The 14,857-nt window shown below is 58.9% G+C and carries 6 protein-coding genes; 4 read left to right on the plus strand and 2 right to left on the minus strand.

Annotated elements, in window-relative coordinates; all coding sequences use genetic code 11:
• Positions 1-205 precede the first annotated feature (205 nt).
• A complete protein-coding gene (locus EU556_RS01400) occupies positions 206-2,938 on the minus strand; it encodes a 4-alpha-glucanotransferase (RefSeq protein ID WP_167855399.1) in 2,733 nt (910 codons plus the stop codon).
• Positions 2,939-3,357: 419 nt separating this feature from the next.
• Here EU556_RS01400 and EU556_RS01405 point away from each other — a divergent pair, with 419 nt between their 5' ends.
• From EU556_RS01405 to EU556_RS01420, 4 genes are all read left to right on the plus strand, one after another.
• The gene (locus tag EU556_RS01405; protein ID WP_135430277.1) at positions 3,358-8,571 is read left to right on the plus strand and encodes a translocation/assembly module TamB domain-containing protein; all 5,214 of its coding nucleotides are present in this window, start codon (positions 3,358-3,360) and stop codon (positions 8,569-8,571) included.
• Between the two features lie 74 nt (positions 8,572-8,645).
• A complete protein-coding gene (tamL, locus tag EU556_RS01410) occupies positions 8,646-11,099 on the plus strand; it encodes a translocation and assembly module lipoprotein TamL (RefSeq protein WP_135430279.1) in 2,454 nt (817 codons plus the stop codon).
• 154 nt (positions 11,100-11,253) lie between these two features.
• Positions 11,254-11,505 (plus strand): hypothetical protein, encoded by a 252-nt coding sequence (locus EU556_RS01415; protein WP_135430281.1) that lies wholly within the window; start codon positions 11,254-11,256, stop codon positions 11,503-11,505.
• A 217-nt stretch (positions 11,506-11,722) separates the two neighbouring features.
• Complete coding sequence (locus tag EU556_RS01420) at positions 11,723-12,145, plus strand: BLUF domain-containing protein (RefSeq protein ID WP_135430283.1); 423 nt, start codon at positions 11,723-11,725, stop codon at positions 12,143-12,145.
• 113 nt (positions 12,146-12,258) lie between these two features.
• Here EU556_RS01420 and EU556_RS01425 read toward each other — a convergent pair whose 3' ends face one another.
• Positions 12,259-14,811 carry an FdhF/YdeP family oxidoreductase gene (locus EU556_RS01425; RefSeq protein ID WP_135430285.1) on the minus strand — a complete coding sequence of 851 codons (2,553 nt, stop codon included), beginning with the start codon at positions 14,809-14,811 and terminating at the stop codon, positions 12,259-12,261.
• Positions 14,812-14,857 lie beyond the last annotated feature (46 nt).

Genomic DNA, 14,857 nt, shown 5'->3' on the forward strand with positions numbered 1-14,857 from the left:
GGTGAACGATAGAAGTAGCTGGCTAAAAAATCAGATTGCATTGGTGAAAGGTCTAACACGCTAGATGAGTGTTCATAGAGATTTGGCGTCAGTTGTTGACTACGAAAAAGGCTAGTGTTATGGATTTAGTGCAAAATAAAAAAGCATAAAAGTCTCGCTGGTTCAGCGAGACTTTTATGCTTTATCTAAGAAAAAGTATTATTTGCTAATAGGCCTGGGCCCGGCCGCTGTGCTTTACCAGTTGGCTTACTTGGTCAGTAAAAGGCTGAGCTTGAGCTAACTCTTCGAGGTTAAGGTGCAGGCGATACTTCCAGAAATGGGTAGGGTTGGCGGGCACGTTGATCTGCTCCGCTAGCGGGTCTTCGCGGCGTAGGCCACTGTCCATGGCTAGCAAATCCTGCAGCGGGAAGATGGCCCACATAGCCGGCGAGTACAGGTGTTGCTCCGTAATTTCGCGGGCTACCCACGGCTCGCAGTGCTGCGGGGCCTGCTGGCCGTAGTGGCCTAGGGTATGCTCGAAGAAGCGCTGGGTTTTCTCGCGGTCCTCTTCCCACCAGCCGCGCACGGTACTCATATCGTGAGAGCCGGGGCTGACTACCGATAGGTAGGGCGCCGAGCCGGGGTGACCAAACTCCACGTTGGGGTCGGAGGGCATGCGCTGAATGTTCAAGCCCAGAATGCCCAAGGCCTTCATCACTCCGGGTACCGACTCAGGTACCATGCCCAAATCTTCGCCGCAGATAAGCATATCGGTAGCATAGCGCACGGGCGGCAGCTTCACAAGGCCTTGCTCACGCCAGAATTCCTCGTGGCGACGGTAGAAGAAATCCACATACAGCTCGCGCAGGCGGTGGGCGGAGGGCTCATCCAATTCCCGGAACGACTGCGTGAGGTGCAGCGTGATGCGGGGGTGGTAGAAATCAGCGCGTTGGTCGTCGGGCACGAAGAGCACCTCGTTTACTAGCTTATACAGTCCGGTGCGCAGCCACTTGTAATGGTCGGCGTTGCTAGGGTCGGCGGCAATACGCTCGTCGAACACCTGCTCAATCTGACGTTGGGTGCGCACGTGCTCCTTCAGCTGAATGGCACCGTACTCGTCGGCCACCATAAACTCATCGAACACCTGCTGGGCCTGGCCGTGGAAGATAGCAGGCAGCATGTGCCAGCGGATGTACGGCACGCACAGGCGGCCGTAATCGAACCAGCCCAGGCGCTGCTCAATCTCGTGGCGGTGGAAGGGCAGGGCGGGGGAGAAGTGGCCTAGCAGGCCTTCAACGGAGTGACCCGGAATTTCCCAGATGCGGAAGAAGCCCAGGATGTGGTCGATGCGCAGGGCGTCGAAGTAACGGGCGAGGGTGCCCATGCGCTGCTTCCACCAGGCGTAGCCATCCTCGGCCATCCGCTCCCAGTTATAGGTGGGGAAGCGCCAGTTCTGGCCTGTGAGTGAGAAGTCATCGGGGGGCGCGCCGGCCTGCTGGTGCATGTGGTAGAGCTCGGGCTGAGTCCAGGCATCCACGGAGTGGCGGTAAATGCCAATGGGTAAGTCGCCTTTTACTACCACACCATGCTGGCGGGCGTAGGCCACTGCCTCGCGTAACTGCTTGTCGAGGTGGAACTGAGTGAAGAAGTGAAGGCCAGCCTCATCAAAATCAGGCGACGTCTCGTCGGTCAGCTCAGCTACGCGGGTAGGCGTCTGGAACTCCTCGGGCCACTGGCTGAAGTCAGCCGTCTTGAATCGGTCGCGTAGGGCCGAGAAAGCGGCGTACGGGGCCAGCCACGACTCCTGCTCCTGGCGGAAAGCCTGAAACTCGGGGTCGGCCAGGAAACGGGCTTTTTCCTGCTGGTACAGCAGCCGGATGAACTTCCACTTGGCATTCATCACCGGCTCATAGTCCACGAAATCCTTGGCGTTCAGCTCCTCGCGCAACTGCTCCAACTCCTGGCGGGCAGCCGGGTCTTGCAGTTCAGCAATAGCATCGAGGTTGAGATACTGTGGGTGTAGGGCAAACACCGAAATAGCGGCGTAGGGGTAGCTGTCTACCCAGGTGTGGGTGGCTACGGTATCGTTGATGGGCAACACTTGCACCATTTTCAGGCCTGCAGATACGGCCCAATCTACGAGCAGCTTGAGGTCGGGAAACTCACCCACGCCCAGGCCGCGGCGGCTGCGCAGGGCAAACACCGGCAGGGCCACACCCGCGCCCCGCCAGTTGCCGGTGGGGTAACGGAAGTTGTCGTCGGCCTTTACGCGCAGAGTACGCCGGTCAGCAGAAGGAAAGATGAGGCGGTCTTCGCCGGCTTCCAGCTGCAGAATCTTCTTTTCCTGCGGGTCCCAGATGCCATACTTGTATTGCGTGGTTTGCTCGGGGTTCTGCAGGGCCACGTCGGCGCACCACGTGGGGTAATCGGTATCGGAGAGGATGACCGCTTGCTGGGCATCCCAGGCACCCAGGGCGGGGTCAGAACCCAGCACGCACACCTGGTGGTTGGAGTCAACGCGGGGCGCCGAGAGCTGAAACCGCACAACGGAATCGGCGGTCGGCGTGGAGGGAGCAGGCTGAGTTGGGACCACGCGGCGCATAAGGGCCTTCGTAAACGCAGCGGTGTGCAGCTCATTTTCGGGCTGCGCAGCTGGGCGCCAGAAGTCTTCCAGCACAATGCGGGTGAAACGCTGCCCATCGTAGCTGATGGTGCGGTTTGGCCCCCACTCCCAGTGCTTGCCGCCATCGCGCTCATCCAGCAGAATATACTTGTAGGCCACCTGGCCTAGCTGGTCGTCGGGGAGGCTAATCTCCTGGCTCCAAACGCCATAATCAGCGTTATAGTGTAGGCTGAGGGCTTGGTCGAGGTTCCACTGGCCTAGGCTGGGCAGGGAGCCACACACCACGAGGCGCTGGCCCCAGTCAGTACGAAAAGGCAGGGTAAAACGAAGAATCATGAGGGCGGGCATCGAGTATGGAAGCGAAAGATACTACGATACCCCGGCCGCCGGAAGTTGCCCAGAGTCAAATTGACAAACATGAGCACATAGCCCAAGTATTGGGTAATAGGGTATCAGTCGGGGCTAAGAAGAGGCCAACCAAAGCTGCAAAACCCAACACTTAGCATGCTTGCGCGGTGACCACTGACTCACTTCGCATTTGAGGGTGGCCTAGTGGTAATGCGGCTCGTCTGGCGCAACTGGTAGGCCACTTAGTGAAGCTACTCCTCAAATAGAAAATGAGGCAAGGTGCAAAGCTCAGTAAGCTCGACATTGGCGCTGGGTAGATGGCTAACGGTGGCGTTTGCCCAACCTAAGCGCATGATTCTGCGTTGGATCAAGCCAGAGCCCTTTCTTTCGCCGCACTATCCTATCCCTTGTCACCAGCTGTACGCCGTATCCTGTACGCCCTGTTGGGGCTTGTTCTGCTCATCCTCCTACTCGTAGGCGGGGTGGTGCTATTCCTGCAATTTCCCTCGGGCCAAGATTTCGCCGCCCGCCAAGCTGAAAAGTACTTACGAGGAAAATTGAAGACGGAGGTACGAATCGCCAAATTTCGTACTGATTTCAAACACGCTATCAGCCTAGATGGGGTTTATCTGGAGGACCAAAAAGGCGACACGCTGGTGTCGGTAGGCCACCTCGGCGTAGATCTGGACATCTGGGCCCTGACTAAGTCACAGATCAATGTGAAGAGCGTGGAGCTCAACGACGGACGGGTGGCCATCAAGCGCACCGAGCCCGACAGTATCAGCAACTACGACTTCATTGTCAATGCCTTCGCTACCGGCGACACAACCACCGTGGCCACCACTCCGGCCGACACCACCGGCGCAGGTTTCAAGTACGATATCGGTGACCTGCGGCTAACCAATGTGCTGCTCACCTACAACGATGAGGTGGACGGCATGAACGTGCGCACCAAGGTGGGCGAGCTGGCCGTGAACATGGACGAGGTAGACGTAGACGGCTCCACTTACCGCATTGACCAAGCCGCGCTGAAGAATACGAGCATCGGGATTGTGCAGACCAAGGTGCCCCCAGATACGCCCGCCGACACGGCCGCCCTAAAGCTGGAGTTTGGTCTGAATCGGGCCCGGCTCGACAACGTCAGTCTTACGTATAAAAACGACCCCTCGGCCCAGTTCATCAGTACCCGCGTGGGCGAGGCCGACATCACGGCCGACCGCATTGACCTGGTGAACAGCCGCGTGAACCTGAACACGTTGCGCCTGCGCAACACCAGCTTTGCCTACGCGCAAAACGAAAACGTGCCAGTAGAACAGCGCGTGGTAAACCCCGCCGAAGCGGTGCGCGACCTGAACAAATCGGTGGAAAACGCTACCGGCCAGGAAGCTAGTTGGGTGGTCACGCTGAAGCAGTCAGACATTGAGGGCGTAGACGTAGCCTTCGACAACTTCAACCAGCCCCGGCAGCGCACCGCCGTGCGGGGCATGGACTACAACCACCTGAAATTTACTGGCCTAGCGCTTAACACACAGAACCTATCGTACTCCGAGAACCGCACCACCGTCCGCATCAACCAACTGGCGGGGCAGGAGCAGAGCGGCTTCGCCGTGACCCGAGCTCAGGCCGATGTGGTGTTCGACTCGGTGGAAACCCGCCTCGACAACCTCGACTTGGTGACGCCCCATACCCGTATCCGGCGCACCCTGGCCATGCAATACAAATCCTTGGATGCTATTGCCGATGACCTGCCAAACCTAGGGATTGAGGGCGACTTGCGCGAGACGCGCCTGGGCTTCCGCGACATTCTCTACCTAGCCCCCGACCTGGCCACCACGGCGCCTTTCAACACCGGACCCAACCAATCGGTGCTGGTGAGCGGGCGCGTGAGCGGGCGCGTGAAGGACTTCCGGGTGCAGAACCTGGAGCTGGTGGGGTTCCGCAGCACTATTGTGCGGGCCAGCGGCCGAATTCAGGGTCTGCCTGAAGTAGACCGACGCCTCTACACCGACCTGAATATTCAGCAGTTCACTACTACCGACGCCGACATTCGCAGCTTGGTACCGAAGGGCACTATTCCGGCCGGGTACACGCTGCCGCCCCGTATCACGGTGGCCGGCACGTTTAAAGGCCGGCCTACCGCCATGGTATTTGACACCGACTTACGAGCCACTACCTCCTTTGGCAACGTGGCCGCGAAGGTGAACATGGGTGCCGGCCCCGTAGGCCAGGAGCCGGTACGTGCCGTCTTCAGCACCCAGAATTTCAACGTCGGCAAAATCTTGCGTGACCCCACCATTGGCGCCATCACGGCCTCTGGTACCCTGAATGCCCGCGGCCTCGACCCCAACCAAATGCGGGGTAAGCTCACGGCGCGGGTGCAGCGGGCTACCTACCAGGGCTACACCTACCGCGGTATTACGGCCAACGTAGACATTGACCGTAACCGCTACGTGATTGATGCCAGCAGCAAAGATGACCCCAACCTCAACCTAGATTTGCTGGCTACGGTGGACCTGCGCAACTCGGCCAACCCCACGTACAGCGTAGACCGCCTGAACCTACGCGGCGCCAACCTCACGGCCCTGGGCTTCTATACCGGCGGCGACCTGCGCGTGCAGGGTGATCTGAGCGCCAACCTCAGCGGTTCTGACCTAAACAGTCTGAACGGTACATTTAGTGGCCGCCGCATTGTTATCGTCAGCAACAACCAACCGTTTGCTCTCGATTCTCTGAACGGGCGCATCTTGCAGCGCACGGGCCGCACCGAGGTTGACTTTGCCTCTAACGTGGCCGACGTAACCCTGCGCGGCAACACCCGCCTCGGCGACATTGCCACGGCCCTGCAAGAGCACATCGACCGGTACTTTGACCTGCCGGGCGTGCAGTATAGGCCTAGCAATGCCAATCAGCAGTTCACCTTCGAGGCCAACCTAAAAAACACCCGGATTGTGCGCCAGTTTGTGCCCGATCTGAAGTTCCTCTCGCCCTTCCAGCTGACCGGCAGCTTTGATAGCCGCGCCGCCGACCTGCGCCTGAACACCCGCATTCCGCGCATTGTGTACATGGGCTATACCATGGACTCGCTGCGGCTGAACGTGGGCTCTGACCCGCAGAAGCTGGACTATGGTCTGACGTTGCGGCAAGTATCGCAGGACACGAGCTTGCGCCTACCTAACCCCAGCCTAAAAGGTAGTGTGGCTAACAACAAGATTGGCGCCCACGCCCGCATTGCCGAAAACGACAGCGCTACCACGCTAGATGTAGCCGGGGTATTGCAGGTTCTGAACCAGGGTGCTGTCTACGCCTTCAGCTTCGACCCCAAACTGGTGCTCAGCAACCAGCAGTGGACGGTGGCTCCTAATAACTCGGTGAGCTACACCACGGCCACCGGTGCCGTGCGGGCTGAGAATGTGCGCCTGAGCCAAGGCAACCAACTCATTGCCCTCCAGACACTGGCCGGGGCGCAGTATCCCCTGCAAGTCAACCTCACCAACCTCGATATCAATGGCCTCGCCAAAGCAGCCGGCATGCCCGACTCGATGGTGGCTGGTACGCTCAACGGGCAGGCGGTGGCTTTCAGCCTAGGCCAGCCCAAGCAGGCCTTCACGGCTGATATGGCCCTCAGCGGCTTTGCCTATAATAAGGCGGCCATTGGTGATGTGAATCTGAAAGCCACTAATCCCACTCCCGACCGCTTCAACGTAGATGCCCGCCTGACCAACGCACAGGGCATGGACGTACAGGCCGTAGGCTACTACCTGGCCACGCCGCCCAGCCCCATTCAGTTCTCCGTTAACGTGAACCGGCTAGACCTGAAAATCATTGAGCCTTTCTCGGCGGGGCAGCTGCAAAACATGGGTGGAGGCCTGACGGGTCAGTTGGCCGTAGGCGGCAACGTAAGCCAGCCGCGCATCAACGGCACGCTCACCACCACCCCCGATGCTACGTTCACGCTCACGCAACTAGGTGCGCCCTTCTTCCTGGTTTCGCAGCCCATTGCGTTCAACGAGGAGGGTATTCGCTTTGATCGGTTCGCGGTGCGCGACTCCTTGGGCAGCGAGGCCATCGTCAACGGCTATGTGCGCACCCGCGACTACGTGAGTGACTTCCGCTTCGACCTGGAGGCTACTACCAACAACTTCCTGGCTGTGCAAAGCTCCCAGCGCGACAACCCGCTGTTCTGGGGCAAGCTGTTAGTTGATTCCGACTCGCGCATCACCGGTAACCTCAACCTGCCCATAGTGCGCACCCGGGCCCGCGTGGCCGATGGCTCCAGCCTGTTCGTAGGCCTGCCCACCGACGACCCGGTGAAAGTAGAGCGTGAGGGTATTGTGGAGTTCATTGATAAGAGCGCCCCCATCGACACGCTGCTGGCGCGCAAGGTGCCCCTGGACACTGCCGAAACCGCCGCCGGCTACGACATTCAGGCCCTAGTAACGGTGACCGATAAAGCCCTGTTCACTATTGTAGTGGATGAGGCCTCCGGCGACAACCTGCAGGTGCGGGCCAACGGTACCCTGAACACGGCTATTGACCGCACTGGCAACATCACGCTCACCGGCCGCCTCGATGTGGCCGATGGTAAATACCAGATGTCGCTGTATGACCTGGCTTCGCGGGAGTTTGACATTGCACCGGGCAGCTCTATTTCCTGGAGTGGTGACCCTTACAATGGGCAGGCCAACGTAACGGCCCTGTATAACGTGCGAGCCGCTCCCGCCGAGCTGATTTCGGCGCAGGGCGTGGCTGATGAAACCCAGAGCGCCCTGGCCCGCAACCCAGTGCCCTTCGTGGTAGACCTGAAAGTGACTGGTGAGCTGCTCAAGCCCGTTATTGGGTTCGATATCCGGTTGCCGGAAGAGTCGCGCACCGATTTGCGGGGGCCCATTGAGAACCGCCTGGCTCAACTGCGCCAGCCTTCGCAGGAAAGTGACCTGAACAAGCAGGTATTCTCCCTGCTGGTGCTCGGCCGCTTCCTAGCCGACGACCCCTTCCAGAGCAGCAGCGGTAACTTAGTGGCCGAGCAATTGCGCGGCTCGGCGAGCCAGGTGCTCACCCAGCAGCTCAACAACCTCACCGGCAGCTACCTCTCCAACTTGGGTGTGGAACTGGGCGTGAACTCCTACGCCGACTTCAGCAGCGGGCAAGAGAAAACCCGCACCGACCTGAACGTGGCCGTGCGCCGTCAATTGCTTAACAACCGCCTCACCGTGCGCCTTGGTACCGACGTGCCGCTGGGCGGGGGCGGCAACCAGGGCACCCAGGGTCAGAGCGCCAGTGGGGTGAGTGCCTTTGCCGGTGATGTGAGCATCGAGTACAATGTGCTGGCTAACGGCCGCATCCGCCTGCGGGCCTTCCGCAACAACTCGTACAGCGACATTGACGGGCAGTTTGTGCGCAACGGTGCCTCCTTGGTGTTCCAGCGCGACTACCAGAACCTGGCCGACCTGTTTAGGGGCATTGACGATAACGTGAAGGAAGACATCAAGCTGGAGCGTCGGCGCCGCAAGCAGGACCGCCGCTCTCAGCGCGACTCTACCGCCGCCGCACAATTCCCCGCCGCCCGTACCGACTCTACCCGCCGCCCCCGCCCCGATACGGTGCGGGCAGCGAAACGCTAAGTATTCGCTAGGCCACTTCCTCCGCTAGGGGGAGTGGCCTAGTGGCCTGTTTTTATTTCCCGAAATACCTGTTCATGTCCCAACGGTTGCTCTCTCTCCTGTCGGCAGCACACCCTAATGCTGCAAATCATTCGGTTTTTCCTCGGCCTGAGGGAAGAGCGCGGAGAAGTGGGGTCTATACCGCTCTGCTCGCTGCCACGCTGCTGGCCTCTTGCTCCGGCACCAAATACATACCCGAGGGTAGCAAGCTCTACACCGGCAGCACCGTCAAGGTAAAGTCCGATAGCGCCATCCCCAACGAGGCGGTCCTTACGACGGAGCTGGAAAGCGTGATTACGCCTAAACCCAACACCTCTTTCTTCGGAATTCGGCCTAAGTTGTACTTCTGGCACTTGGGCGAGGGCAAAACCAAAGGCCTGGGTAAGTGGCTGGCCAACAAGTACGGCGAGAAGCCCGTGCTGCTCAGTCAGGTAGACACCCAGAAGGTGAAGGGCCTGATGATTAACCGGCTCTACAATAATGGCTACTTCAAGCCTACCGTGCACAGTCAGGTAGATGTGCAAGGCCAGGCTGCCCACGTAAACTACACCGCCACGGTGGGCAAGCCCTATACCATCAAGGAGATTTACTTCCCCGAAGGTGATTCTCTGCTGCCCCGGGCCGTGCGGGCCACCCAGCCGGCGTCGCTGCTGAAAGTAGGCGACCCATATAATCTGCAAACCTTCACCAATGAGCGTACCCGCATTGATGCGGCCCTCAAAAACCAAGGTTTCTACTACTTCGCCCCCGACTACATTCTGTTTCAGGTAGACAGCACGCTCAACAACCAAGTGAATGTGTACTTGAAGGTGAAGGAGAAAACGCCCGAGCGCGCCGCTAAGCCCTACGTTCTTAACCGCGTGCGCCTCAACACCGACTACTCCCTCTCGGATACTACCCTGAGTGAGCGGCCTATTCTGTACAAGAAGTACCAGTACTTCCCTAGTGAGGACGTGTTCACGGCCAAGTCCATTACCAACGCCACCTTCCTGTACCCCGACAGCGTGTACCGCCGCCGCCGGCAAGACCAGACCCTGAGCCGACTGATGAGCCTGGGCGTGTTCCGGTACGTGGACATTGGCTTCCGGCCCGCCCGCGCCAAGGCCGACTCGGCCGGCTACGGCTTCCTGAACTCCTACGTGCGCATGACACAAGTGCCCAAGAAGAGCATTCGGGCTGAGGTGCTGCTGGTGAGCAAGGAAAACGGGTTCGTGGGTCCGGGTTTCCAGGTGCAGTTTCGCAACCGCTCGGCCCTGCGCGGTGCCGAGCAGTTGGTGGTAAATGCTACCGGTTCGTTTGAAAACCAGACGCGCAGCAATGCCAACACCATCGGCCTGACTAGTTATGAGCTGGGGGTAGATGCCCAACTGCAGATTCCGCGCCTGATTACGCCGCCTCTGCCGTTCCTGGACGTGCGCCTACCCAGCTCCGACTTCCAGCCCCGCACCTTTATTGGGGCGGGTGTAAAGCGTGTAGAACGGCGTCAAGCTTTCCAGCAGGACCTATTTAACCTGAACTACGGCTACACCTGGAAAACCAAGCTCACCAATGAGCAAACCCTGCGCCCCATTGATATTCAATACCTAAAGCTGGGCAATACTAGCAGGTCTTTTGATTCGTTGCTGGTGGACCGGCCGTTTCTGGCCAATTCCTTCCGGCAACAGTTTATTCTAGCCAGCTCTTACCGCTACACGTACAATCAGCAAGCCCTGGAGCAGCGCCGCAACCAGGTGTACTTCAGTGGGGGCGTTGAGCTAGCCGGCAACCTGGCCTACCTGTTCAGCTCGCTCACCAATCAGAAGCAAGTAGAAACCGCTAGCGGCGACCAGGCCTACACGTTGGCTGGGCAGCAGTTTGCGCAATACACCAAGGTAGATCTGGAATTCCGCAATTACTTCCGGACCAGCGCTAACCCTACCAGCGGCAACAAAATTGCGACCCGCGTGCTCATTGGGGCGGGCCTGCCCTATAAAAACTCCTCGGTGCTGCCCTACCTAAAACAGTACGGTATTGGCGGCCCCAACAGCGTGCGAGCCTTCCCAGCGCGGGGCATTGGGCCGGGCACGTACCGTCCGCCCGTTTCCCGCGAGAACAGCTACTTCTACGATCAGGTAGGCGACCTGCGCTTTGAGGCCAACGCCGAATACCGCCAAGACCTGTTCCCGTATGTGAAGGGCGCCTTGTTTATTGATGCTGGCAACATTTGGCTCGTAAACCCCGACCCTAGCCGCCAGACAGTAGATGCTGAAGGCAACCCCGACGGTAAAAATGGGCAGTTCGGGTTCAACTCCTTCCTGAAAGAACTGGCCGTAGGTGCCGGCGCCGGTATCCGGATTGACGTGCAGTTCTTCGTGATTCGCCTCGATTATGCGTATCCGTTGCGGGTGCCGTATAACAACACGGAGGTAGTTCGGCCTGGCCTGAACTCATCATTCAACGTGCAGGACAATAAGGGCCGCCTCAACATTGCCATTGGTTACCCCTTCTAGGCCAGTCATAACCACGAGTGCTACGGCGCGTATAGGAAGGAAAGCTTGCTTGCACTGGCCTAGGCCATGCTAACCAAGCAGCGTAGTGGCCTAGTGTGGCCCGCGCCCCATACTTTTTCGCACCGCTGCTTCTCGGCAGCCCACCCTTTATCATATGGCAGATCAATCGCAGAAACCCGCCCCCCAAGAAGATAGCCAGCAGGCCACCAGCAACCAGCGCAAAGATGGCAACACGCCCGTAGGCATTCCGCGCCCAAGCCAGCAGCAGCTCGACTCCGAAGCCGGTGTGACCATGGGCGACAGCACCTACCACCTGCACAGCGCCGCCAAAGGCGACGAAGACTACATCAACGGCGACATGCACAAAGACGACAGCGTGCAAAAGCCCGAGCAAGACAAGCTCTAAGCCACTCCCTGAGTCCGGCAACCGGTATTTACACTACCTGGACGGCCGCAAACATGCACAAAGCCGCGCCCCGCTATGGGGCGCGGCTTTGTGCATGTTTGCGGCCAAAGATTATTACACTGAAGCTGAACAGTAGTTGCCTAATAGTTGTATAAGAGAGTACCGCTATACCTATTGCAGCCACATAGCGGACCACAGGATTTACATCAGAAACCGCATGCATCAACTCATTTACATGAGTACAGCTACAAGCCCGATGACGGATGAGGAGCTGCAGAAACTGTTAGAGCAGGCCCGGCTAAACAACGCCAAGTACGACATCACTGGGCTGCTGCTTTACCACGAGGGCCGCTTTATGCAACTGCTGGAGGGCCCCGCCGATGCCGTGCGCCGGGTGTATAGCTACATTGAGCAAGATGGGCGCCATACGGGCACCATTAAGCTGGCAGATAAGGACGTGGTAAAACGCAGCTTCCCGAGCTGGAGTATGGCGTTTTGGCCCGTTCGAAAGGAGGACCTAAGCAACGTTTCTGGCTTCCTGCTGCCCGAGCACATGCAACTGCCCGCCGAAGGCCTCAGCAGTGCCGATGCGCTCTTATTGAAAATCATGCAAGACCACATGCTGCGCAGCGACGTGTAGGTAATAGACTGGCCTAGGCCACACCCTATAACAGAGAAGGCCCCGCTACCATGGTAGCGGGGCCTTCTCTGTTATAGGATGTATGCTCCTGAAAAGTGGGGCGAAGAAGAGGCCTAGGCCTCTACTGCCAACCGGATACCCAGTGGGGCACCTACCGTTTTGCGGGTGGGCTCAACGGTCACAATCACGTACTTGGAAGTAGGCGTGTTGCTGACCTTGGCTACACTGGCAATGGGCACCAGCGGGTTAGCCTCGGGGAAGTACGCCGATACGTTGCCGCGCGGAATGTCGTAGGGTACGGCCACAAACTTCTCCACGGTGCGCTTTTCGCCTTTGAAGTGACTGGTGATATCGATGAGGTCTTTCGCCTTGATGCCCCGGTCGGCCATGTCTTCGCGGTTCATGAACAACACGCGCCGCTCACCGTGTATACCCCGGTACCGGTCGTTGTAATCGTAAATGGTGGTGTTGAACTGGTCGTGGCTGCGCACGGTCATCAGGATCAACTGATCAGGCTCTAGGGTGTACTTCTCCAGCTCGGTGGTGGTGAAGTTGGCCTTGCCGTTCTTGGTGGTAAACTTCCGCTCCCGTGGGCCATTGGGCAGGTAGAAACCGCCAGGGCGGCGCAGCTTCTCATTGAAGTTCTCGAAGCCCGGAATAACGCGCGAGATATGGTCACGGATGACGTCGTAGTTCTCCGTCATGGCTACCCAGTCAGCAATGTTAGTCCGTTCACCAAGGGTAGCAATGGCCACCCCGGCCAAGATGGCTACTTCGCTCATCATCTGGCCTTCTAGGGGTACCAGCACGCCTTTGTTCTGGCTTACCACGCCCATGGAGTTCTCGCAGGAAGTCATTTGGTGGCCTGAACGCTGCATATCCACATCGGCGTGCGTGAAGCAGGGCAGCAGCAGGCTGGTTTCGCCGGTGGTGAGGTGGCCGCGGTTGAGCTTAGTGCCCACAAACACGGTCAGCTTCTGCTTGCGCATGCCCTCGGCAATTACCTCGGTATCGGGTCCAGCGGCCAGTAGGTTGCCCCCCAAGCTGAAGAACACCTTGGTCTTACCCTTATACATAGCTTTTATGGCCTCTACGGTGTCGTAGCCGTGCTCGTAAGGGGGCTGGAAGTTGAACTCCTTGCCTAGGGCGTCTTGGAACTCCTTGGTTGGCTGTTCCCAGATGCCCATGGTCCGGTCGCCCTGCACGTTGGAGTGGCCCCGCACCGGGCAAGTGCCCGCGCCAGGCTTACCAATGGCGCCCTTCATGAGCTGCAGGTTTACAATCTCCTGAATGGTTTGCACACCCTGACGCTGCTGAGTTACGCCCATGGCCCAGCAGGTAATGATTTTCTTTTTGTTGGCAATAAGGTTGGCGGCTTCTAGCAACTGGGCGCGGGTAATGCCGCTCAGCTCCTCAATGTCCTCCCAGCTGGTGTTGCGGATGTTCTGCTCGAACGATTCGAAGCCCGTAGTGTATTTGGCAATAAACTCGTGGTCTACTACCTGGCCGGGGTTGCGGTCTTCGGCCTCAAACAAGTGCTTCATGATGCCGCGCAGCAGGGCCATGTCGCCATCTACGCGCACTTGCAGGAAGATGTCCGTAATCTGCGTGCCGTCGCCAAGCAGGGCGCCCAAGGCCTTCAGCGGGTTCATGAAGTCCTGGGGGTTCTTGAAGTGGTTGAGACCAGCTTCCAGCAGTGGGTTCACGCTGATGATCTTGGCCCCGTTGCGCTTCGCCTTCTGCAGGGCCGTGAGCATGCGCGGGTGGTTGGTGCCGGGGTTCTGCCCGATGATCAGGATTACCTCAGCCTCATAAATATCGTTCAGCGTTACTGAGCCCTTGCCTAGGCCTAGCGTGGGGCTAAGGGCGGCGCCGCTGCTCTCGTGGCACATGTTGGAGCAGTCAGGTAGGTTGTTGGTACCGAACTGCTTGGCAAACAGCTGGAACAGGAAGGCGGGCTCGTTGGGCACCTTGCCCGAGGTGTAGAACACGGCCTCGTTGGGTGAGTCCAGCGCATTCAACTCCCGACCAATAATCTGGAACGCTTCCGACCACTCAATGGGCGAGTAGTGGTTGTCGCCGGGGCGCTTTACCAGCGGGTGCGTGAGGCGGCCGGCGTTGTTCTGGTCACGGTCGGTCATTTTGGAGAGCTCGGCCAGGCTGTGCTTAGCGAAGAACTCGGGACCGGCGGCTTTGTCGTCGGCGTCAGAAGCAGTGGCTTTGGCGCCGTTCTCGCAGAACTCGGCCACGGAGCGGTGGTCGTCTGGGTCGGGCCAGGCGCAGCTCGAGCAGTCAAACCCATCCTTCTGGTTCATCTTCAGCAGGCCACGGGTGCCGCGGTTCACACCACCCTCCGACCAGCTAAACTCCATAGATTTAATAACGGCCGTAACGCCCGCCGCTACTTTAGCCCGCTCCTCCAATTGTAGGCCAGTCAGCTCCTCTGGGGGCTGGGCCAGAATGGGGTGCAAGTACTTTGCATTGGCCACGTCGGGGGCCGGGATGTTGCTTTGGTCGCGGTCCATTTGCGGGTCGGGGCGGTAGTGGTCGTTGGTCGGAGCCGTGCCCTGGTCAGGCCGCTCGCCGCTTTTCGGAACGTTGGCTTCAGCGCCTTGCTGCTCGGTTTTACCAGCGTTGCTGGGATCTTCGGTGGGGGACTTTTCCATGGCAGACAGAACATATTAAGTAGAAAGCGACAAGCTCACCGGTGGG

It is taken from the genome of Hymenobacter fodinae, assembly GCF_004745825.1.
Classification (GTDB): domain Bacteria; phylum Bacteroidota; class Bacteroidia; order Cytophagales; family Hymenobacteraceae; genus Hymenobacter; species Hymenobacter fodinae.